This window comes from Nocardioides sp., from assembly GCF_051876515.1.
Lineage (GTDB): Bacteria > Actinomycetota > Actinomycetes > Propionibacteriales > Nocardioidaceae > Nocardioides.
The window spans coordinates 1-21,606 of record NZ_JBJEHY010000142.1 but is presented as its reverse complement, the minus strand read 5'-3'; the positions used below and the strand labels follow the sequence as shown (position 1 = coordinate 21,606).

General features: G+C 69.4%; 22 protein-coding genes. 10 read left to right on the top strand and 12 right to left on the bottom strand.

Translation table 11 applies throughout. The annotated features are described in order from the left end of the window. Positions 1 to 95 precede the first annotated feature (95 nt). From ACI379_RS10690 to kstD, 4 genes are all read right to left on the bottom strand, one after another. Positions 96 to 806, bottom strand: a complete 711-nt coding sequence (locus ACI379_RS10690; protein ID WP_439792067.1) for a hypothetical protein — start codon at positions 804 to 806, stop codon at positions 96 to 98. Positions 807 to 821: 15 nt separating this feature from the next. Further along, entirely contained in the window at positions 822 to 1,430 is a 609-nt protein-coding gene (locus ACI379_RS10685; RefSeq protein WP_439792066.1) for a hypothetical protein, read from the bottom strand. A gap of 482 nt (positions 1,431 to 1,912) precedes the next feature. Further along, complete coding sequence (locus ACI379_RS10680) at positions 1,913 to 2,782, bottom strand: MaoC/PaaZ C-terminal domain-containing protein (RefSeq protein ID WP_439792065.1); 870 nt, start codon at positions 2,780 to 2,782, stop codon at positions 1,913 to 1,915. Further along, the gene (gene kstD, locus ACI379_RS10675) at positions 2,782 to 4,452 is read right to left on the bottom strand and encodes a 3-oxosteroid 1-dehydrogenase (RefSeq protein ID WP_439792064.1); all 1,671 of its coding nucleotides are present in this window, start codon (positions 4,450 to 4,452) and stop codon (positions 2,782 to 2,784) included. The genes ACI379_RS10680 and kstD overlap by 1 nt, the downstream gene beginning before the upstream one ends. 107 nt (positions 4,453 to 4,559) lie before the next feature. Here kstD and hsaA point away from each other — a divergent pair, with 107 nt between their 5' ends. Genes hsaA through ACI379_RS10655 form a run of 4 tightly spaced genes read left to right on the top strand, consistent with a single transcriptional unit; the run spans position 4,560 to position 8,191 of the window. Beyond that, positions 4,560 to 5,726 carry a 3-hydroxy-9,10-secoandrosta-1,3,5(10)-triene-9,17-dione monooxygenase oxygenase subunit gene (hsaA, locus tag ACI379_RS10670; RefSeq protein ID WP_439792063.1) on the top strand — a complete coding sequence of 389 codons (1,167 nt, stop codon included), beginning with the start codon at positions 4,560 to 4,562 and terminating at the stop codon, positions 5,724 to 5,726. A 2-nt stretch (positions 5,727 to 5,728) separates the two neighbouring features. Continuing rightward, a complete protein-coding gene (gene hsaD, locus ACI379_RS10665; protein ID WP_439792062.1) occupies positions 5,729 to 6,616 on the top strand; it encodes a 4,5:9,10-diseco-3-hydroxy-5,9,17-trioxoandrosta-1(10),2-diene-4-oate hydrolase in 888 nt (295 codons plus the stop codon). Between the two features lie 28 nt (positions 6,617 to 6,644). Next, a complete protein-coding gene (gene hsaC, locus ACI379_RS10660) occupies positions 6,645 to 7,547 on the top strand; it encodes an iron-dependent extradiol dioxygenase HsaC (RefSeq protein WP_439792061.1) in 903 nt (300 codons plus the stop codon). Between the two features lie 32 nt (positions 7,548 to 7,579). Continuing rightward, positions 7,580 to 8,191 (top strand): flavin reductase family protein, encoded by a 612-nt coding sequence (locus tag ACI379_RS10655; RefSeq protein WP_439792060.1) that lies wholly within the window; start codon positions 7,580 to 7,582, stop codon positions 8,189 to 8,191. 65 nt (positions 8,192 to 8,256) lie between these two features. On the opposite strand, the gene ACI379_RS10650 is transcribed toward ACI379_RS10655, so the two are convergent. From ACI379_RS10650 to ACI379_RS10635, 4 genes are read right to left on the bottom strand one after another with little or no spacing between them, the layout of a single operon-like run. Next, entirely contained in the window at positions 8,257 to 9,243 is a 987-nt protein-coding gene (locus ACI379_RS10650) for an acyl-CoA dehydrogenase family protein (RefSeq protein WP_439792059.1), read from the bottom strand. After that, a complete protein-coding gene (locus ACI379_RS10645) occupies positions 9,243 to 10,208 on the bottom strand; it encodes an acyl-CoA dehydrogenase family protein (protein ID WP_439792058.1) in 966 nt (321 codons plus the stop codon). The genes ACI379_RS10650 and ACI379_RS10645 overlap by 1 nt, the downstream gene beginning before the upstream one ends. Continuing rightward, entirely contained in the window at positions 10,205 to 11,356 is a 1,152-nt protein-coding gene (locus tag ACI379_RS10640; protein WP_439792057.1) for an acyl-CoA dehydrogenase family protein, read from the bottom strand. The genes ACI379_RS10645 and ACI379_RS10640 overlap by 4 nt, the downstream gene beginning before the upstream one ends. Beyond that, complete coding sequence (locus tag ACI379_RS10635) at positions 11,356 to 12,897, bottom strand: FadD3 family acyl-CoA ligase (protein ID WP_439792056.1); 1,542 nt, start codon at positions 12,895 to 12,897, stop codon at positions 11,356 to 11,358. The genes ACI379_RS10640 and ACI379_RS10635 overlap by 1 nt, the downstream gene beginning before the upstream one ends. 63 nt (positions 12,898 to 12,960) lie before the next feature. Here ACI379_RS10635 and ACI379_RS10630 point away from each other — a divergent pair, with 63 nt between their 5' ends. The 4 genes from ACI379_RS10630 to ACI379_RS10615 are packed head-to-tail and all read left to right on the top strand — an operon-like array spanning position 12,961 to position 16,700. Continuing rightward, complete coding sequence (locus tag ACI379_RS10630; protein WP_439792055.1) at positions 12,961 to 14,121, top strand: acyl-CoA dehydrogenase family protein; 1,161 nt, start codon at positions 12,961 to 12,963, stop codon at positions 14,119 to 14,121. Positions 14,122 to 14,150: 29 nt separating this feature from the next. Then, complete coding sequence (locus ACI379_RS10625; protein ID WP_439792054.1) at positions 14,151 to 14,954, top strand: SDR family oxidoreductase; 804 nt, start codon at positions 14,151 to 14,153, stop codon at positions 14,952 to 14,954. Then, complete coding sequence (locus ACI379_RS10620; protein WP_439792053.1) at positions 14,947 to 15,534, top strand: TetR/AcrR family transcriptional regulator; 588 nt, start codon at positions 14,947 to 14,949, stop codon at positions 15,532 to 15,534. Before ACI379_RS10625 ends, ACI379_RS10620 begins: the two co-directional genes overlap by 8 nt. Beyond that, positions 15,531 to 16,700, top strand: a complete 1,170-nt coding sequence (locus tag ACI379_RS10615) for an acetyl-CoA C-acetyltransferase (RefSeq protein ID WP_439792052.1) — start codon at positions 15,531 to 15,533, stop codon at positions 16,698 to 16,700. Before ACI379_RS10620 ends, ACI379_RS10615 begins: the two co-directional genes overlap by 4 nt. A gap of 178 nt (positions 16,701 to 16,878) precedes the next feature. Here ACI379_RS10615 and ACI379_RS10610 read toward each other — a convergent pair whose 3' ends face one another. The 4 genes from ACI379_RS10610 to ACI379_RS10595 are packed head-to-tail and all read right to left on the bottom strand — an operon-like array spanning position 16,879 to position 20,434. Then, the gene (locus ACI379_RS10610; RefSeq protein ID WP_439792051.1) at positions 16,879 to 17,946 is read right to left on the bottom strand and encodes an NAD(P)H-dependent flavin oxidoreductase; all 1,068 of its coding nucleotides are present in this window, start codon (positions 17,944 to 17,946) and stop codon (positions 16,879 to 16,881) included. Further along, positions 17,943 to 18,731: a CoA-transferase subunit beta gene (locus ACI379_RS10605; RefSeq protein ID WP_439792050.1), complete on the bottom strand. Its 789-nt coding sequence runs from the start codon at positions 18,729 to 18,731 to the stop codon at positions 17,943 to 17,945. The genes ACI379_RS10610 and ACI379_RS10605 overlap by 4 nt, the downstream gene beginning before the upstream one ends. A 13-nt stretch (positions 18,732 to 18,744) precedes the next feature. Further along, entirely contained in the window at positions 18,745 to 19,629 is an 885-nt protein-coding gene (locus ACI379_RS10600; RefSeq protein ID WP_439792049.1) for a CoA transferase subunit A, read from the bottom strand. A 40-nt stretch (positions 19,630 to 19,669) separates the two neighbouring features. Continuing rightward, complete coding sequence (locus ACI379_RS10595) at positions 19,670 to 20,434, bottom strand: enoyl-CoA hydratase family protein (RefSeq protein WP_439792048.1); 765 nt, start codon at positions 20,432 to 20,434, stop codon at positions 19,670 to 19,672. An 84-nt stretch (positions 20,435 to 20,518) separates the two neighbouring features. Between ACI379_RS10595 and ACI379_RS10590 the strand changes: the two genes are divergently transcribed. Both ACI379_RS10590 and ACI379_RS10585 read left to right on the top strand, forming a co-directional pair. Then, complete coding sequence (locus ACI379_RS10590; RefSeq protein WP_439792047.1) at positions 20,519 to 21,310, top strand: SDR family oxidoreductase; 792 nt, start codon at positions 20,519 to 20,521, stop codon at positions 21,308 to 21,310. Positions 21,311 to 21,315: 5 nt separating this feature from the next. Then, the coding region (locus ACI379_RS10585; RefSeq protein ID WP_439792046.1) for an SDR family NAD(P)-dependent oxidoreductase at positions 21,316 to 21,606 on the top strand (291 nt) is incomplete at its 3' end.

Here is a 21,606-nt window from a genome sequence, read left to right as displayed (position 1 = left end):
TGCTGGCCGCGGACGTGGACTTCAAGGGGCTCACGCCCGGTCGCGCTTGGGAGGCCCGGGGGCCCGACTGGCCGCCTCAATTGAGGGTGTTCGCGTCAGCAGTCGCTGGGTGAAGGCCCGAAGTCCTCACGCTTTGTGGGGCTGGCGTCGTTGAGGAGATGCTGAACGTCATCCACGGAGCCTCCAACGACCTGTGCAAAGACAGAGTCTTGAGGGAGTTCCTTGGCCATCGTTTGTGCGGCCTCCAGATCCTGCTCTTGGCCTCCGAACTCACCGACGCCGAGGATCTTGTCTGTGATTGGGATAGAACTTCCTGAACCCAGCCCCACCCAGTGTCCGGGGATGACGCCGTCACCCTCGTAGCAGCGTCTGTCCTGCCACGCCAGGGTGACCAAGTACTGATGGCCCTCGTGGAACAGGGGGCGGTCGTCCGAGACTAAGGCTTTAGCGTCCTCGACGGCACCGTTCTTGAAGTGCCAGCCAAGTGCTGGATAGTCCAACGACTCAGGCAGACGCCTAGCTTCAGGGCGCTCCCACACGATGTCTTTGATCGTGAACTCGACGGTGCGCGGGACGTCCCCTTCGCCGATCTCGAGAGCGTCTTCACTGGGTTCTCCGCGTCGCGATTCTGTGACCTCTACGACTGCCACTGCGTCCCCGTAGGTAACCCAGTCAGTGGCGGTACTGTTCGGGAAGCGGTCACTGAGTTGTGCGTTTATCACGTCGGGCTCCGTGGGCGCTGGAGTGGTTCCGCATGCTGCCATTGAGAGGGCGAGAGCAAGGATAAGAACGGGTGTCTTGGTCACGGTACGTCCCCCTCACTAGTTGTTGTTGATTCGAGTGACTTGGTTGGCGTTCAAGCCAGCAGTTGAAGGTACGGGGTCTCTATTGCACCCGTTGTCGGAGCTGCTCTTGGCTACTGTCGGTGCCGCGAGGTCGCCATGGACGAAACCAGTGGCGTGCCCCAGTTCGTGGCACACAAGTCCGTGTTGCCAGAAGCCTGATTCGATCTTGACGTGGTGTTGGTCACACTTATAGGTCCACCAGATGGCGTCGTTGCAAATTGCCCGTCCGTTGGCGTCACCAGAGACTGTTTCCTCGACGATGTACCAGTCGGTTTCGGCATCACCGCTGAATGTCGGGTCCGAATCATACTTCATGACGAGGTCGGTGGGAGCGTACTCATTGTCGATAACCCACTGAACGGACGCCTTGTCACCTGCCTCAAGTTCATTGCTGCCGCCGGAGTCCATGTAGTAGGTGACAGTGGCGTTGTCCGTCTTGCAGATGGCCGCCACCTGGCAGTCATGGTCGTAGTTCGCAGTGGGGACCAAGTTGTCGGGGTCGACGGCATGTGCGGCTGGGGTAGCCGCGAGCAAAGTGACTCCGGCAGTCAGGATCACGAGGGGTGCTTTGGTCAGGGTCAGCATTGTCAACCTCTCGCTCGGCATCGGTGGTGGGTTGCAGACCAGAGCGTTGCGGGATCGTTCATTCACGGATCGGGCACATGGGAGCACTTCCCGACTATCGGATGTCATGAGTTGACCAGGTGGTCCGGACCACTGCGCCCTGATTCACGTGTCGGACGGTTGGCTGTCTCGTGTGGTTCCGACGGAATGCCCATGGGCGCGCCACGAGTTTGCCTCGCCCTTTTCATGGTGAGGATTCGGCTCTTTCCCTGGCGCTCTTGTGAGCCGAGATCGTTCCGTCCCGCCGCTGACTCTCGGGTCGCGATCGGCGACTGGGGTGGTGAGTAGTTTGAAGTGGCCGTCGAACCGAGGCCGCGTCGCGAGGTGTGCGAGGTAGGTCAGGCGGTCGTTCACTGCGTCGACTCGAGCCCTTTGCACAGGCCCAAATGTGCAGAAGTCCCCGCTTGAGCGGGGACTTCTGCACGTGCAGGCGCGGCGCTGCCTCAGGCCTTGGTGACCACGCAGTCGGCCAGCGCCGGGCGGCGGTCCTCGCCGACGGTGGCGCGCACCACGATCTCGGACCCCTCGTCCCACGCCTCGACGTGGATCGTCTCCCCGGGGAACACGACGCCGGCGAAGCGGGCCGAGAAGGCGGCCACCTTCGAGGCGTCGCCGCCGAGCAGGGCGTCGGTGACCTCGCGCAGGACGATGCCGTACGTGCCCAGGCCGTGCATGATCGGCGCGGGGAACCCGGCACCCTTGGCGAACGCCGGGTCGGCGTGCAGCGGGTTGCGGTCGCCGCACAGGCGGTAGAGCATCGCCTGCTGGGGCGTCACGTCGTACGAGACCGAGGCGTCGGGAGCCCGTTCGGGGATCTCGACGGCGGTGGCCTCGCCGCGGTTGCCGCCCCAGCCGCCCTCGCCCTTGACGAAGATCGAGGACCGTACGGTCCACAGCTCCTCGCCGGACTCGGAGCGTGCGACGCCCTCCTGCCAGATGACGGCAGCCTTGCCCTTGTCCCACACGTCGCTGATGCGCGTGGAGAGGGTGGCGGTTCCCGACGTCGGCAGCGGGCCGTTGACGCGGATCTCCTGGGCGCCGTGGACGACCTGCGCCAGGTCGATGTCGCAGCCCGGGAGGTCGAGCGGCGGCGGGTTCGTCTCGTGGAAGGACGGCGCCACGACACCGAAGGACGGCAGGACCTGGAGGTTCTCGTCGTCCAGCGTGTAGCGCAGGGCGGCGGGGTCCAGGTTGTCGCCCTTGCGGGAACCAGCACCCAGCGCGAGGTGGTACAGCAGCACGTCGGACTCGGCCCACGTGAACGTGCGGTCGGGGAGCTGGGCCCCGATCGCGACGGAAGCGTCGATCGGCATCAGACGGTCTCCTTCGAGGTGCGGGCGATGTCCTCGGCGGCCAGGTAGCCGAACACGAGGGCGGGGCCGATGGTGGCGCCGGGACCGGCGTACGTGTTGCCCATGACGGCCGACGAGACGTTGCCGGCGGCGTACAGGCCCTCGATGACGGTGCCGTCCGGGCGCAGCGCGCGGGCGCGCTCGTCAGTGACGAGGCCACCCTTGGTGCCCAGGTCGCCCGGGACGATCTTGACGGCGTAGAACGGGCCGTTCTCGATCCGGTGCAGCGACGGGTTGGGCTTCACGGTCGGGTCGGAGTAGTACTTGTCGTACGCGCTCTCGCCGCGGCCGTAGTCGGCGTCGACACCGGTGTCGGCGAAGCCGTTGAACCGGTCCAGCGTCGCCTGCAGCGCCTCGGCCGGGACCTCGATCTCGGCGGCCAGCGCGGCGACCGAGTCGGCCTTCTTCACGACGCCACCCTTGTACCAGCGGCCGGGGAACGGCTGCTTGGGGGAGAGGCCGGCGAAGATGTACCGGTTGCGGTACGTCTGGTCCATGACCATCCACGACGGGACGGTGGTGGCGCCCTCGCGGTGGGCCTCGTACATCGCGTGCGTGGCCTCGACGTAGGGGAGCGCCTCGTTCATGTAGCGCTCACCGGCGGAGTTCACGATGATCGAGCCGGGGAGGTTGCGCTCGGCCAGGCAGAACCATGCGCGGCCGGGCAGCGGGATCGTGGGACCCCACCAGGCGTCGTCGAGCAGGTCGGTGGCGGCACCGGCCTTGATGCCAGCCTCCAGGCCGGCCCCGGTGTTGTTGGCCGAGCCGGTGGACCACTCGGAGTTGGTCGGGGCGGGCAGGAACTTCTCGCGCAGCTCCATGTTGTGCTCGAAGCCGCCGCTGCCGAGGATCACGCCGCGGGTGGCGCGGATCGTGCGGCGCTGGCCGTCCTTCTCCACCTCGACGCCGACGACGCGACCGTTCTCGACGAGCAGGTCGGTCAGCGCGGTCTCGTACTCTACCGGGACACCGGCGGTGACCAGGCCCTGGCGCAGGCCGATGGCGATGGCGTTGCCCATCGCGTACATCTTCTTGCCCAGCAGGGTGGTGAGCATCTTGGACAGCGCGATCTTGAAGCCGACGAACGGGACCCGCCAGTTGCGCAGGCCCAGGCTCATCTTCCGGAAGTCGGCCTGCGTCACGATCATGTTGGCCGGGGCCTTCGTGTACGCGGGGTGCAGGCGCTTGAGCTCGTCGCCGAGGAAGTTGGCGCTCAGCGGCACGGGCTCGCACGAACGGCCGGCGGCGCGGCCGCCGGGCTGCTCGGGCAGGTAGTCGGAGTAGTTGGGCACCCACTTGAAGCGCACGGGGGTGTTGTCACGGATGAAGTCCATGACCTCCGGGCCGCGGTCGATGTAGGTGTCGCGGCGCACCTTCGGCACCGTGTCACCGACGATCGAGTCCAGGTACAGCTTGGCGGCGTCCCGATCACCGGGATCCACCTGCCGGGCTGCCTTGAGGGCGTAGTTGCCGGGGATCCACACGCCGCCGCCGGAGCGGGCCGTGGAGCCGCCGAAGTACTCGCTCTTCTCGACCAGGACCACGTCCAGGCCCTGCTTCGCGGCGGCGAGGGCGGCAGACATGCCTGCTCCACCGGCGCCGACAACGACGACGTCGTAGGTGTCCTTCATGGGCGAAACTGTAACAGGTTCTAGAACTGGCGAGTCGGCCGTGGACGAGCGAACTAGAACGTGTTCTAATATTGGAGTACCCAGTCCTCCAGAACAGGAGATGCACCATGTCCGAGAAGGTCCTTGACGCAGTTCGCGATCTGCTGCCCGGCTTCCGTGAGCGCGCCGACGAGGGTGAGCGCCTGCGTCAGGTCCCCGAGCAGTCGGTGAAGGAGCTCGAGGAGACCGGCTTCTTCCGCCTCCTGCAGCCCAAGCGCTTCGACGGCTTTGAGGCCGACCCGGTGACGTTCTACACCGCGGTCCGCGAGATCGCCGCCGCTGACGGCTCCACCGGCTGGATCTCCTCGGTGCTCGGCGTCCACCCCTGGCAGGTGGCCCTGTTCCCCGACGAGGCCCAGCAGGCCGTGTGGGGCAGCAACACCAACACGCGTCTCTCCTCCTCCTACGCCCCCACCGGCAAGGCCGTGAAGGTCGACGGCGGGTACAAGCTCTCCGGCAAGTGGGCCTTCTCCTCGGGCTCCGCGCACGCCACCTGGGTGCTGCTGGGCGGCCTCGTGTTCAACGAGGAGGGCCAGGTCATCGACTTCCGCACCTTCATGATCCCGCGCGACAAGTACGAGATCGTCGACGTGTGGAACGTGCTGGGCCTGCGCGGCACCGGCTCCAACGACATCGTCGTCGAGGAGCACTTCGTGCCCGAGGCGTTCACCCTGTCGATGAGCGACACCGGCCGCTGCTACGGCCCGGGCCAGGAGCAGAACACCTCCGACCTGTACAAGCTGCCCTTCCACTCGCTGTTCACCACCACGATCACCACGCCGATCATCGGCATGGCGACCGGTGCGTACGCCGAGCACATCGGTATGCAGCAGAACCGCGTGCGCGCCGCGTACGCCGGCGAGAAGGCCTCCTCCGACCCGTTCGCCGCGGTCCGCATCGCCCGCGCGTCCTCCGAGATCGACGCCGCCTGGGCGCTGCTGATGAACAACATCCGCGAGGAGCAGGCCCTGGTCGCCAAGGGTGAGCAGATCCCGCTCGAGCTGCGCCTGCGCGTCCGTCGCGACCAGGTGCTGGGCACCCACCGCGCCATCGGCGCCATCGACACCCTCTTCGAGGCGTCGGGTGGCCGCGCGCTGGCCGAGGGCTCGTACCTGCAGCGCGCGCTGCGCGACTCCCGCGCCGGCCGCGTGCACGCAGCGAACGACCAGGAGCGCGCCCTCAAGATGTACGGCGAGCTGGTCTTCGGCCACAAGATCGAGCCGGGGATGTACTGACCTTGGTCACCCAGGCTCTCGAGAAGGAGGACGTGCGCCGCAGCGCGCAGGTCCGGGGCGTCACCCTCAACTACTACGAGGCGGGGCAGCCGACCGAGGTCGGCGGCGGACTGCCGCTGGTCATGCTGCACGGTGGCGGTCCCGGTGCCTCGGCGTGGTCCAACTTCGGCGCGGCGCTGCCCGGCTTCGCTGCCGACTTCCGGACCCTGCTGGTCGACCAGCCGGGGTTCGGGGGGTCGGACAAGCCGGACGTGGTGGGCAACTACTACCGCCACGCGTCGGACCACGTGGTCTCCCTGCTCGACGAGCTCGGCATCGAGCGGATCCACCTCCTGGGCAACAGCCTGGGAGGTGGGACCGCCATGCGGCTCGCCCTGGACCACCCCGACCGGGTGGGCCGTCTCATCCTGATGGGGCCGGGCGGGCTGTCGCTCAACCTGTTCCACGCCGACCCCACCGAGGGCGTCAAGCGCCTCATGGAGTTCGGCGCCAACCCGAGCCGTGAGGCGCTGAGGGCCTTCATCTCCACCATGGTGGTCAACCAGGACCTCGTCACCGACGAGCTCGTCGAGGAGCGGTTCGCCGACGCCACCGCTCCCGGTGCGCGGAAGGCGATGGCCCAGATGGGCATGTCCTTCTGGAACCCTGAGACCGCCGAGGACGGCATGCTCTGGCGCGAGGCGCACCGCCTGCGCAAGCACACGTTGCTCACATGGGGACGGGAGGACCGGGTGAATCCGCTGGACGGCGCGATGGTGGCGCTCAAGCAGATCCCGAAGGCCTCCCTGCACGTCTTCCCGAACTGCGGCCACTGGGCCCAGATCGAGGCGGGCGACGAGTTCCGCGAGGTCGCCACGGCCTTCCTCAAGCGCCACGTCGAGCGCGGCTGACGCCGCAGACACAGATCTAGGAGAACCAATGACCATCGACATCAAGTCCATGGGCTACGTACGGGTCGCGTCCACCGACCTCGACCGCTGGCGTCTCTTCGCCGGCAAGGTGCTCGGGCTGATGGAGGGACGCGGTCCCAACCCCGAGAACCTGTACTACCGCACCGACGCCGTCTCGGCCCGTCTGGTGGTCTTTCCCTCCGAGGTCGACCGCCTCGAGGTCTGCGGCTGGGAGATGGCCGACGGTCCGGCGCTGCAGGCCGCCCGCGACCACCTCACGGCGGCCGGTGTCGCGTTCGAGGAGGGGACCCCCGAGGAGCTGGCCGAGCGCCGGGTCGAGGCGTTCATCCGCTTCAGCGACCCGTTCGGCAACACCTTCGAGCTCTTCCACGGCATCACCTACGAGAAGCACCCCACGGTGACCCCGTACGGCTCGACGTTCGTCACGGGCGACCAGGGCATGGGCCACATCGTGGTGCCGGTCGCCGACGACGTGGAGGCGCTGAAGTTCTACACCGAGGTGCTGGGCTTCCGCCTGCGTGACTCGATGAGCATGCCGGGTGAGTTCGTCGGTCGTGAGCCGGGCAGCAAGGTCTGGCTGCGCTTCCTCGGCATCAACCCGCGCCACCACTCGCTCGCCTTCACGATCATGCCGGGCGCGGACGCCGCAAAGTGCGTCCACATCATGTTCGAGGTCGACAAGCTGGACGACGTGGGCCGTGCCCTGGAGCGGGTCCGGAAGAACGGGTTCAACCTGTCCGCGACGCTGGGCCGCCACATGAACGACGAGATGGTGTCCTTCTACGTGAAGTCGCCCGCCGGGTTCGACGTCGAGTTCGGCACCGAGGGCCTGCGGGTCGACGACAACCGGTGGGTCGCCCGCGAGTCCACCGCGGTCTCCTACTGGGGACACGTCTTCGGCGGCAACTGACGATGGTGGAGACTGACCAGGTGGATGCCAACATGCCTGACGGGATGTCGCCCGACGCCCGGGAGACCTGGCCCAGCCGCGAGCTCATCGACTCGTTCCTGGGCAACTTCCCGCACGACGTCGAGGTCCGCCCCGGCGAGACCGTCCAGGTCGACAACGAGGAGGAGCAGGCCCGTGCGCGTCTGTTCCGTGACGTCCTGGGGCAGTACTGCTCGGGCGTCACGGTCGTCACGACGGTCCTGGACGGCAAGCCCGAGGGGCTGACCTGCCAGTCGTTCACCAGCGTGAGCCTGGACCCGCCGCTGGTGGCGTTCCTGCCGACCAAGCAGTCGCGCGCCTTCGCGGCGATCCGACGCTCGGGCCACTTCTGCGTCAACTTCCTCGCCGACGGTCAGGAGGGGGTGTCCAACGCGTTCGCCAGCCGCAACGTGGAGGACAAGTTCGCCGGCGTCGACTGGACCGTGTCACAGTCGGGCTCGGCGCTCCTGGGTGGCGCCGTGGGTTACGTCGACTGCACGGTGCACCAGATCCACGAGGCCGGTGACCACTACATCGTGCTCGGCAAGGTCGTGGACCTCGGGGTCGGCGGCGACGTCGACCCGCTGCTGTACTTCCGCGGGAAGTACCGCTCCACCAACAGCTGACCCAGCACAGAAGAACCCCCGCCGGTGTGACCGGCGGGGGTTCTTCACGTCCTGGGAGGAGCAGCTCAGACGGCGATGCGGGCCCGGTGCTCGTGCGCCTGGCCGAACACGGTGCCCAGCGCGTGTGCTCGCTTGAGCACGAGATGGGCGTCGTGCTCCCAGGTGATCGCGATCCCGCCGTGCAGCTGGACCATCTCGCCAGCCACCGACCACAGCGACTCCGAGACGTACGAGCCCGCCACCGCGGCGCGCTCGGAGGCGTCCTCGGCGTGGGTCGACAGCGCCCACGAGGCGGCCAGCAGCGCGGAGCGCGACATCTCCAGACGCACCAGCATGTCGGCCATGCGGTGCTTGAGCGCCTGGAAGGAGCCGATGACCCGCCCGAACTGGACGCGCTGCTTGCTGTACTCGACGGTGTCGTCCAGGGCGCGCTGCATGGTGCCCACCTGGACGGCGGCCGCGGCGACCACGGCCACGTCGCGGATGCGGTCCACGACGGCCGGGTCGCTGCTCAGCACGGTGGTGCTCGCGCCGGCCAGGTCGAGGGTGGCCAGGTCGAGGGTCAGGTCCACGGCCGGGGTGCTCGTGCGGGTGACCGAGGGGTCCACCTCGACCAGCGACCCGTCCACGACGGCCAGCACGACCTCGGCGGAGGAGCCGTTGACGACGTTGTCGGGGCCGAGGGCCACGCACGCCACAGCGCCCTCGGCGATCCGGCCCAGCAGACGCTCGGCGGCCTCGCCCGCGCCCGACGCGACGAGGGCCTCGACGGCGATCACGGTGCCGAGCAGGGGAGAGGGGGCCAGGGCGCGGCCCAGCTCCTCCAGCACCACCAGCGACTCGGCGATGGTGAACCCGGCGCCGCCGAGCTCCTCGGGGATGTTCAGCGCAGCGGCGCCGATCTCCTCCGCGAGGGTGGCCCACAGGGCGGTGTCGTACCCGGCCTCGGACTCGATCGCGGCGCGCACGGCGCCGGCGTCGGAGCGCTTCTCGAGCAGTCCGCGGACGATGGCGGCGAGCTCTGCCTGCTCCTCGGTACGGCTCAGCTCCATCAGGCTGCTCCCTCTCCGGCGACGAGCGCCTCGAGCACCCGGGCGCGGTGGAAGGTGGTGGTGCCCCAGGCGCCGACCAGCGCGCGGACCTTGAGGATCCACAGGGACAGGTCCAGCTCGGCGGTGTAGCCGATGGCGCCGTGCACCTGCAGCGCCACCCGCGAGGCGAGGTAGGCAGCCTCGTTGGCGGCCACCTTGGCCGCGGAGACGTCGCGCGAGAAGGTGGCGGTCCCATCGGCCAGCGCCGCGCCGTCGAGCAGCGGGCGGACGAAGTCGAGCGCGATCCGGACGTCGGCCAACTGGTGCTTGATCGCCTGGTACGAGCCGATCTCGCGGCCGAACTGACGACGCTGCTTCACGTACGCGACGGCCTCCTCCAGGAGGCGCTCGCCGGCGCCGTACACCTGGGCCGCGGTGGCCAGCACCGCGGTGTCGAACGCCCGGTCCAGGTCGGCGGAGGCGACCGCGTCGCCAGCCTCGACCGTGGCCAGCCGGCGGGCGGCGTCCACGGAGGTGACCGAGGAGGTGGCGGTGGCGGAGCGCAGCACGCCGTCCACGACGGCGTACACCTGCTCGGCGACCTCCCCGTCGAGCGCGTACGGCACCTGAGGGGCGACCGCGACCGTGGCCGGGGTGCCCTCGGCGATGGCACCGAGTGCGGCGGTGTCGCCCAGCGCGCGGGGGAGGTACGCCGCCGACTCGACCCAGGGGCCGGGAACGGCGTGGCGGCCCAGGGCCACCATCGCGATCACGAGCTCGACGGGGGTGGCGCCCATGCCGTCGGCGTCCTCAGGGACGAGGAGGGCCGGGACGCCCTGCTCGGCGAGCTTGCCCCACAGGTCGAGACCGGCAGCGGTGTCGCCCTCGGCCCAGGCGCGGGTCGCGGAGACCACGTCGGTGGCGGACAGGACGGCGTCGAGCGTACGGGCGAAGTCGGCCTGCTCGGCGGTGGGGACGAACTTCATCGGGCGGCACCCTTCGGCTCACGGGGAAGGTTGAGGATTCGTTCGGCGACGATGTTGCGCTGGATCTCGTTGGTCCCGGCGTAGATCGGGCCGGAGAGGGAGAAGACGTAGCCGTCGGTCCAGCGGGACTCGACCTCACCCTCGGCGTCCAGGATGTCCAGAGCGGTCTCGTGCAGGGCCACGTCGAGCTCGGACCAGAAGACCTTGTTGACCGAGCCGGCCGTACCCATCTCGCCGCCGTCGGCCAGGCGGGTCACGGTGCCCCAGGTGTACAGGCGGTAGGCCTGCGCCTTGATCCACGCGTCCACGACACCCTTGCCGTGCTCGCTCGGCTCACCGGAGGCGCGGTACAGGTCGACAAGCCGGTCCGCGGCGGCGCAGAACCGACCGGGGGAGCGCAGCGACAGGCCGCGCTCGTTGCCTGCGGTGCTCATCGCGACGTTCCAGCCGGCACCCACGGCGCCGAGGACGTCGGCGTCGGGGACGAAGACGTCCTCGAAGAACAGCTCCGCGAAGCCGGCCTCGCCGTCCAGCTGCGGGATCGGACGGACCGTGAGGCCCTCCGAGTCGAGCGGGAACAGGAAGTACGTCAGCCCGGCGTGGCGCTGGGCCTCGGCGTCGGAGCGGAACAGGCCGAAGCCCCACTGGGCCAGCGCGGCGCGCGAGGACCAGGTCTTCTGGCCGTTCAGCAGCCAGCCGCCGCGGGCGTCGTCGCGGGTCGCGGTCGAGCGCAGCGAGGCGAGGTCGGAACCGGCCTCGGGCTCGGACCAGGCCTGGGCCCACACCTTCTCGCCACTCGCCATGGTGGGCAGGAAGCGGGCCTGCTGCTCGGGGGTGCCGTGGTCGAAGATGATCGGCGCGAGCAGGAAGATGCCGTTCTGGGAGACGCGGCCGGGGGCGCCGGCGCGGTAGTACTCCTCCTCGAAGATGACCCACTCGATCAGCGACGCGTTGCGACCGCCGACCTCCTCGGGCCACGAGACGACGGCCCAGCGGGCGTCGAACAGCTTCTTCTCCCACGCCTGGTGGGCCGCGAAGCCCTCCGGGGTGTCCATGGACGGGAGCGGCTCGGCAGGCACGTTCGCCTGCAGCCACGCCCGGGCCTCGGCCTGGAAGGCCAGTTCGGCCTCAGTGAGGTCGAGATCCATCAGGAGTCCTCCTTGCCGCGCAGCGCGCGCAGGTCGTTCTTGAGCACCTTGCCCGAGAGGTTGCGGGGGAGAGCATCGATGAACTCCACCTCCCGGGGCACCTTGAAGTTGGCCAGCCGGGACTTCGCGTGAGCGATCACGTCCTCGGCGGTGATGTCGGCGTTCCGCACCACGTACGCGCGACCGATCTCGCCCATCCGCTCGTCGGGAACGCCGACGACGGCGGCCTCGACCACCCCGTCGATGCGGGCGAGCTCCTGCTCGACCTCGACCGGGTAGACGTTGAAGCCGCCGGAGATGTACATGTCCTTGATCCGGTCGGTGATCTTGAGGTTGCCGGCCTCGTCGAGCACGCCGACGTCCCCGGTGTGCAGCCAGCCGTCGGCGTCGATCGCCTCGGCGGTGGCCTCCGGGTCGTCGAGGTAGCCGAGCATCACGTACTCGCCGCGGACGAGGAGCTCACCGTTCTCCTCGGAGATGCGCGTCTCCATGCCGTCGATGGCACGGCCGTTGGTCGTGGCGACGGTCTCGGCACTCTCGTCGCCGCGGCACATCGTGGTGACGACGGCCTCGGTCATGCCGAAGGCGCTGACGACCCGCTCGATCGCGAGCCCGTCGGCCGCGCGCATCTGCTCGATCAGCACCACCGGGATGGAGGCCGCGCCGATGACTGCGACGCGCAGCGACGAGATGTCGTACGCCTGGCGGTCGGGGACGTTGAGCAGCGACGTGAAGATCGTGGGGGCGCCAGGAAGCACCGTGATCCGCTCGCTCGCGATGAGCTCCAGGAGCGCGGGGGCGTCGAAGGTGGCGACGGGGTAGAGGGTCGCGCCGGTGAGCAGCCCGGTGACGATGCCGACCTTGTAGCCGAACGAGTGGAAGAACGGGTTCACCACGAGGTAGCGGTCGCCCTGCCCGACGCCGGCGCACGCGGCCCACGCGCGGGCGACGCCGACGGTCTGGCGGTGGGCCGACATGGCGCCCTTCGGCTTGCCGGTGGTGCCGGAGGTGAAGAGGATGTCGGCGACGTCGTCGGCGGTGACCGCGTCGGCGCGTGCCTCGATCTCGGTGATCGGGACGTCCGCCCCGGCCGTGGCCACCGCGGCGAGGTCTGCCAGCTCGAGCACGGCGGACACGCTGGGGAGCTCCGAGGCCGCTCGGAGGTCGGCGGCCTGGGTCTTGCCGAGGAAGCCGTCGAGCACGACCACGAGGCGGGCCGTCGTGCGGTCGACGAGCTCAGCGACCTCGTTGCCGGTGTAGCGCGAGTTGGCGGGCACGAGGGTTCCGCCGGCGTACGTGGTCGCCAGCGCGGCGACGACCCACTCGACGCTGTTCGGGGCCCAGAGGACCACGCGGTCGCCCGGCTGGAGGCCGTGGGCGACGTATCCGCGAGCAACGTCGCGGACCTGGTCCAGGAGGGAGGAGAAGCTGGTCGCCACGCCGCCCTCGACGTACGCGGGAGAATCGCTGTACGCGGCGGCAGCCGCTCGCAGGGCCGCCGGGAGCGTGGAGATCGCCTCCGTCGTGGGCGGGTTGTTCATCTCGCCGACTCCTCACATGACTCAGGTCCTACCAACCAAACGGTTGCTTGGTAGACTACCACCATGGAGTCGAACGAGGACGCGACCTTCCGCGCAGAGATCCGCCAGTGGCTGGAGGACCACCTCACCGGTGAGTGGGCCGCCCTGCGCGGCCTCGGAGGTGCCGGCAGGGACCACGAGGCGCACGAGGAACGGCTGGCCTGGAACCGCTACCTGGCCCAGCACGGCTGGACCTGCGTGGGTTGGCCCGTCGAGCACGGTGGCCGTGGCCTGAGTCTCGAGCAGCAGATCATCTTCCACGAGGAGTACGCCCGGGCAGACGCGCCCGCACGCGTCAACCACCTCGGCGAGGAGCTGCTCGGCCCGACCCTCATCGCGTACGGCACGCCCGAGCAGCAGGAGCGCTTCCTGCCCAAGATCCGCGCCGTCGAGGAGCTGTGGTGCCAGGGCTACTCCGAGCCCGGCGCCGGCTCCGACCTGGCCAACGTCGCCACCCGCGCCCGCCTCGACGGCGGCGAGTGGGTGATCGACGGTCAGAAGGTGTGGACCTCCAACGCCCACGAGTCCGACTGGATCTTCGTGGTCGCCCGCACCGAGGCCGGCTCCGCTCGTCACCAGGGGCTCTCGTTCCTGCTGGTGCCGATCGACCAGCCCGGCGTCGAGGTACGCCCGATCGAGCAGCTGACGGGTGGCTCGGAGTTCAACGAGGTGTTCTTCACCGGCGCCCGTACGGCTGCGGACCTCGTCGTGGGCGAGCCGGGCAAGGGCTGGGGCGTCGCCATGGCGCTGCTCGGTTTCGAGCGTGGTGTCTCGACGCTGGCCCAGCAGGTCGGCTTCGCCCGCGAGCTGGACGACATCATCGCGCTGGCCAAGGCCAACGGCTCGATCAACGACCCGGTCCTGCGTGACCGCCTCGTCCAGGCCAAGGTCGGCCTGTCGGTCATGCACGCCAACGCGCTGCGCAGCCTCGACGACCCGGCCGAGGGTGCGGAGTCCATCGCCAAGCTCGTCTGGGGCAACTGGCACCGGGACCTCGGCGAGCTCGCCATGGCGGTGGCCGGTCCTGCGGGACTCACGGTCGAGTCCGGCGACTACGAGCTGAGCCAGTGGCAGCGGCTCTTCCTGTTCACCCGCGCTGACACCATCTACGGCGGCAGCGACGAGATCCAGCGCAACATCCTCTCCGAGCGAGTCCTGGGCCTACCGCGCGAAGCGCGCGGCTGACTCCCTCCACCACCCAAGAAGGGACCCACATGACCACCCACCGCCCCGAGCAGCCCACCCCCGACTACGTGCCCGGACACGGCCTGCTGGCCGGCAAGGTCGTCGTCGTGACCGCCGCCGCCGGCGCCGGCATCGGTGCCGCCGCGGCCCGCAAGGTGCTGGAGGAGGGCTGCAAGGCCGTCGTCATCTCCGACACCCACGAGCGTCGTCTGGCCGAGTCCCACGAGGCGCTGGCAGCCGAGTTCGGCGCCGAGCGCGTCGCGTCGATCGTGTGCAACGTGACCAAGGAGTCCGACGTCGTCGCCCTGTACGACGCCGCCGAGCAGTTCGGCGGCGTGGACGTGGCGATCAACAACGCCGGTCTCGGCGGCACCAACGACATCCTCGAGATGCCCGACGAGACCTGGAACCTGGTCCTCGACATCACCCTGACCGGCACCATGCGCTGCATCCGCGAGGCGGGCAAGCGCTTCGTGGCCGCGGGCAAGAAGGGTGTCATCGTCAACAACTCCTCCGTCATCGGCTGGCGCTTCCAGGACGGTCAGTCCCACTACGCGGCGGCCAAGGCTGGCGTGAAGGCGCTCACCCGCGGTGCCGCGGCCGACCTGGCGCAGTACGGCATCCGCGTCAACGCGGTCTCGCCGAGCCTGGCCATGCACCCCTTCCTGGAGAAGGTCACCAGCCCCGAGCTGCTCGCCGAGCTCAAGGGCAAGGAGGCCTTCGGCCGCGCCGCCGCTCCCTGGGAGATCGCCAACGTGATGGTCTTCCTGGCCTCGGACTACTCGTCGTACCTCACGGGTGAGGTCATCTCCGCGAGCAGCCAGCATGCGTGAGGTCGCGAACGGGGGACGGCGCGAGGAGCTCCTGGCCATCGCGGCGTCCCTGTTCGCCACGAAGGGGTTCCGGCGCACCACCGTCCGCGACATCGCGGACGCGGCCGGGATCCTCTCGGGCAGCCTCTACCACCACTTCGACTCCAAGGAGTCGATGGTGGACGAGATCCTCAGCTCGTTCCAGGACGAGCTGTTCGGGCAGTACGACGAGATCCTCGCCAGCGAAGCGGATGCGCGCACCCGCTTCGAGCAGGCGATCAGGGCCTCCGTCGCTGCCATCGAGCGCCACCCGCACGAGGTGGCGATCTTCCAGAACGAGGCCGACCACCTCGGCCAGTCCGAACGCTTCGCCTACCTGGCCGAGCGCAACGCGCAGTCCCGCCAGCTCTGGATGACGCTGCTGCGTGACGGTGTCGCGGACGGGCTCTTCCGCGACGACCTCGACCTCGAGCTCGTCTACCGCTTCGTCCGCGACACCGTCTGGGTCGCGGTGCGGTGGTACCGCCCGGGCGGCCAGCTGACGCACAGTGACGTCGCCGACCAGTACTTGTCCATCATTCTCGACGGGATCAGCAAATGACCATCAACGAAGCCTTCATCGTCGACGCCGTCCGCACGCCGGTCGGCAAGCGCGGCGGCTCGCTCGCCTCGACGCACTCCGCCGACCTCGGCGGCCACGTGCTCAAGTCGCTCGTCGAGCGCACCGGTATCGACGCCTCGGCCGTGGACGACGTCATCATGGGTTGCTGCGACACGATCGGTTCGCAGGCGGGCGACGTGGCGCGTACGGCGTGGCTCGTCGCGGGGCTGCCCGACAACGTGCCCGGCGTGACCATCGACCGCCAGTGCGGGTCGTCGCAGCAGGCGGTCCACTTCGCTGCGCAGGGCGTCATGTCCGGGACCCAGGACCTGGTCGTCGCCGGCGGGCTGCAGAACATGTCCTCCATCCCGATCTCCGCCGCGATGATGGTCGCCGACCAGTTCGGCTTCACCACGCCGTTCGCCGAGTCGCCGGGCTGGAACGCCCGCTACGGCGACGTCCCGGTCTCGCAGTTCGCCTCCGCCGACATGATCGCCAAGAAGTGGAACACCACCCGCGAGGAGATGGAGGCGTTCGCGCTGGCCTCGCACCAGCGTGCGTTCACCGCGATCGCCGAGGGACGCTTCGACAACGAGATCGCCCCGGTGACCCTCGCCGACGGCAGCGTCTTCACGACCGACGAGTGCCCGCGTGAGACCTCGCTGGAGAAGATGGCGGGCCTCAACCCGCTGGAGGAGGGCTCCTGGATCACGGCCGGTGTCGCCTCGCAGATCTGCGACGGCGCCTCGGCCATGCTGATCGCCTCCGCCCAGGGCGTGAAGGACCACAACCTCACCCCGCGTGCCCGCATCCACCACCTGTCGGTGCGCGGTGACGATCCGATCTGGATGCTCACCGGTCCGATCGCGGCCACCAAGCACGCGCTGGCCAAGGCGGGCATGGACGTCGAGGACATCGACCTCTTCGAGTGCAACGAGGCGTTCGCCTCCGTCGTCCTGGCCTGGATGAAGGAGATCGGCGCCCCGCACGAGAAGGTCAACGTCAACGGCGGCGGCATCGCGCTGGGCCACCCGATCGGCGCCACCGGCACCCGTCTGATGACCACCATGCTCAACGAGCTGGAGCGCACCGGCGGCCGCTACGGCCTGCAGACGATGTGCGAGGGCGGCGGGCAGGCCAACGTGACCATCATCGAGCGTCTCTGACGTTCGCAGGAGGGGCCTGACCCCCGCTGGTCGAGCCTGTCGAGACCAAGGGCCGCCAACCCCGCGGGGTTGGCGGCCCTTGGTCGTTCGTACGGCCAGATCGTCGTACGTGAACGACAACGTGCTGCGGTCCGGCCGCCTCAGCGACCGGACCGCAGCACGTGGTGGAGCGTGGATCTCAGACCAGCGAGGCCGAGGCCCGCCGCAGCTCGGCGGCTGCCTGGGTCACGACGCGCTCGATGAGCTCCTCGCAGGACGGCAGGTCCTCGAGCAGGCCGACGACCTGGCCCGAGGCGAGCACGCCCGCGTTGGTGTCGCCCTCGACGAGGCCGGACTTGAGCATCATCGGGGTGTTGGCGGCCAGCGCGATCTGCTGGACCGTACGGCCCTGCGCCTTGCGCATCTCGCGCCCGTCGACGAGCAGCTCGCGCCACGACATCCCGGAGGTCTCCTTGAACTCCAGGGTGCGCTTGAGCGTGGGCACGAGGCGCTTGAGCGACGAGCCCGCCTCGATCTCCTCGACCAGCTTGGTGCGCAGCATGCGGTGTGGCATGCCGTCCACCTTGGCCGTCACCACGGTGCCGTCGAGACCGTACGTCAGGTACAGCTCCTTGACGGCCTGCGGGACCGCGCTGTCGGAGGTCAGCAGGAAGCGAGTGCCCATGCCGATGCCGGCGGCGCCGTACGAGAGCGCGGCCGCGAGGCCACGCCCGTCGAAGAAGCCACCGGCGGCGATGACCGGGATGTCGACGGCGTCCAGCACGGACGGCAGCAGCAGCGTCGTCGGGGTGGCGCCGGTGTGCCCGCCGCCCTCGCCGCCCTGGATCATCACCGCGTCGGCGCCCCAGGAGGCGACCTTCTGCGCGTGCTTGGGCAGGCCCACGCTGGGGATCACGACGATGTCGTGCTCCTTGAGCTTGGCGATCAGCTCCGGCTTGGGGGCCAGAGCGAACGAGGCCACCTTGACGCCGTACTCGATGAGCAGCTCGCAGCGCGCGGGAGCGTCGGCAGCGTCGGCGCGCAGGTTGACGCCGAACGGGGCCTCGGTGCGGCCCTTGACCTCGACGATCGCCTTCTCCAGCTCGTCCTTGGTCATCGTGGCCGAGGCCAGGATGCCGAGGCCGCCCGCGTTGGCGGTGGCCGAGACCAGGCGCGGACCGGCGACCCAGCCCATACCGGTCTGGACGACGGGGTGCTTGATGCCGGTGAGCTCGGTCAGCGGCGTACGGAGCTGCTGCTCGATCACTGCGCGCCCCCGGCGGTGACGGGCGGGACCTCGCGGTCGCGGATGTTCTTGGGGTCGAGCATCTCGCGGATGATCATCAGCTCACCGGGAGACGGCTCGCGGGTCACGGGGACCTCGGCCGGGATCTCCAGCTCGAAGCCGGTGTTCTCCACGACCTCCTCGACCGTCACGCCGGGGTGGACCGAGAGCAGCCGCATGGTGTCGTCGGCGCCACCCATGTCGAAGACGCCCAGGTTGGAGACGATCCGGTGGATGTCGTTGTACTTCGACGCCCCCGGGCCGGCCTCCTTGGCCAGCTTGGGGCCCACGCCGGAGACGATGTCGACCTTCTCCACGAACACGCGCGTGGAGTGCTTCGGCACCCAGTACGACGTGCGGTTGTTGGCGGTGTTGCCCGGGGCGCCGCGCGAGCCGAGGAGCTGGCGCTTGGGCTGGGCGAAGTCGCCGATGGCGGAGATGTTCTGGTTGCCGTGCTTGTCCACCTGGGTGGCGCCCATCATCACGTGGCGCTTGCCGTACGCCACGACGTCGAAGACGCGGCGGAACGGGATCCAGCCCTCCACGACGTCGCCCTTCGCGAACAGCGGCGGGACGCCGGCCAGGAAGAGCGACTCGCCGTCCGAGAGGACGAGGTCGGGGTTGGAGGTGAGCTTGGCCAGACGGACACCCAGCATGGGCAGCGTGCCCATCGGGGAGCCGAAGATCTCGCCGTCCTCGGCGAACGCGTCGGCGATGGCGGCGGCGCAGACCTCTGCGCGAGTGATGTCGTTGCTGACGTCAGTCATGTCTCGATCTCCTTCAGGCCTGCTCGGCGTGGAACGCCTTGACGGCGTCCTGGTAGGCGGCTTCGTCGCCGGAGAGGAAGCGCTCCTTGAACGCGGCCCACGCCTCGGGGTCCTGGGCGGACTTGGCGTAGTGGCGCTGGAACTTCTCGTCGCGCTCGTAGTCGGGCGAGCACGTGGTGAAGTGGGCGCCGTTGGGCGTCTCCACGACACCGGCGACCATCATCCGGTTGAGCAGCACGCGCTGGACCGGGGTGTCGACGGTCAGGCCGGCGGTGTCGACGATCTGCTCGCAGGAGACGAACGCCTTGTCGGCGGCCATGCAGAACAGGTCGTCGAAGTACGGGTCCGGGCCGAGGTACGTGGCGTTGCCGTGCACGTCGGCGCGGTTCATGTGGACCAGGGCCACGTCGAGCTTGAGCGCCGGGACGGCGACGAGCTCCTCGAGGTCACCGTTCTCGTCGGCGTACGGGCTGGTGACGAGCTTGAGGTCCGGGTTGTTGACCAGGACGTCCGAGCCCAGACCGGCGCGCATCGGCAGGAAGGGCAGGCGCTCCGCGGCCGCCTTGAGGCCGGTCTGGAACATGCCCTCGTCCCACTCGCAGACCTCGGGGATGGTGCCGTTCTGACGGGCCGCCTGGAAGTTGGGCTCCAGCGGGACCGAGTCGAGGGAGACGAAGGCGTAGACCAGCTTGCGGACCTTGCCGGCCTCGACGAGCAGGCCGACGTCGGCGCCGCCCCAGGAGACGATGGTGAGGTCCTTGAGGTCGCTGCGCAGGATCGCGCGGACCAGCGCCATGGGCTTGCGGCGGGGGCCCCAGCCCCCGATGCCGATCGTCATGCCGTCGGAGAGCTGCTCGACCACCTGGTCGATGGTCATCTCCTTGTTGCGGGGCTTCATGCGGAGTTCCTTTCCTTGCCTCGTACGTGGGGGCGCGGGCTCACTGGCCGGCGCCGGACGCCTTGCTGGTCCCGGCGAAGTCGTCGCGGAGCTCGTCGGCGACGCCCTTCAGGTTGAGCTCGAAGGTGAATCCCTGCTCGAACCGGTACGACTTGTTCACGTCGACCGGGTCGATGCCGTTGATGGCCTCCTTGGCCGCCCGGATCACCTTGGGGTTCTTGGACGCGATGGTGCGTGCGATCTCCAGGGCCGCCTCGTCCAGCTCGGCGCGCGGGACGGTGCGGTACACCGAGCCGTACTGCTCGAGCTGGGTGGCCGGGATGCGGCCGGCGGTGAAGTACAGGGTGCGCATCATGTGCTGGGGGACCAGGCGGGCCATGTGCGTGGCCGCACCGAGGGCGCCCTGGTTGACCTCGGGGACGCTGAAGTACGCGTCGTCGCTGGCCACGACCACGTCGGCGTTGCCGACCAGCCCGACGCCGCCGCCGATGCAGTGGCCGTTGACCGCGGCGATGACCGGGACGGGGCACTCGTAGATCGCCTTGAAGGCCGCGTAGCAGCCGGCGTTGGCGCCCAGCAGCGCGTCGAACCCGGTGGTGTTCTGCATCTCCTTGATGTCGACGCCCGCGTTGAAGCCGCGGCCCTCGGCGCGCAGCACGACGACGTGCGTCTGCGGGTCCCGGCCGGCCTCGTCGAGGGCCTCGCCCACGCCGAACCAGTCGGAGACGGGCAGGGCGTTGACCTTGCCGTGCTCCATCGTGACGACGCGGATGTGGTCCTCGCGCAACTCGGAGGTGATCGCCATGCGTGCAACCTTTCGCAGCGGTGGGGGAGAGCGGTGAACGGCCCAACTCCACACAACCAAACGTTTGCTTGGTAGCCTACCAGCATGTCCATCACCATTGACCTGAACGGCCGGGTCGTCCTGGTCACCGGCGGGTCCCGCGGGATCGGCGCCGGCATCACCGAGGCGTTCGTCGAAGCGGGCGCCACGGTCGTGACCTGCGCGCGTTCCGAGGTCGCAGATCCCGTCCCCGGCACCACCCACGTGGTCTGCGACGTCCGCGACCCCGAGTCGGTGCAAGCGATGGTGGACGGGATCGTCGCCACCCACGGCCGCCTCGACGTCCTGGTCAACAACGCCGGCGGAGCGCCGTACGCGCTGGCCGCCGACGCCTCGCCGCGCCTGCACGACCGCATCCTCGGGCTCAACCTCACCGCCCCGCTGCTCGTCGCCCAGGCCGCGCAGCGGGTCATGGCTGGACAGGAGACCGGCGGTTCGGTCGTCAACATCTCCTCCATCAGCGCCACCCGCCCCTCGCCGGGCACGGCCGCGTACGGCGCCGCCAAGGCCGGCGTCGACTCGCTCACGCAGTCGCTGGCGATGGAGTGGGGGCCGCAGGTGCGCGTCAACGCGATCACCGTCGGCCTGTGCCGCACCGAGCAGACCGCCGACCACTACGGCGGCGACGCCACGGTCGCCGCGATCGAGGAGACCATCCCGCTGGGCAGGATGGCCGCCCCCCGCGAGGTGGGCAACACGGCTCTGTTCCTGGCCAGCGACCTCGCCTCGTACGTCTCCGGCGCCACCGTGGAGTGCCACGGCGGCGGCGAGTTCCCCGTCTTCCAGTACGTCCTCAACCACGCCGCCGGTGACGCGGCCGACTCCAACGAAGGGTGATCCCCATGGCACTTCTCGAGAACCGCATCGCGATCGTGACCGGCGCCGGTCGTGGCATCGGCCGCGCCCACGCCCTCGAGCTCGCCCGCCAGGGCGCCAAGGTCGTCGTCAACGACTTCGGCGTCTCGAACAACGGCGAGAAGGAGGACTCCCCGGCCCACCAGGTCGTCGCCGAGATCGAGGCGATGGGCGGCCAGGCCGTGGTGAACGGCGCGGACGTCGCCGACTTCGAGCAGGCCGGCGCCATGGTGCAGCAGGCCATCGACACCTTCGGCGGGCTCGACATCCTCGTCAAC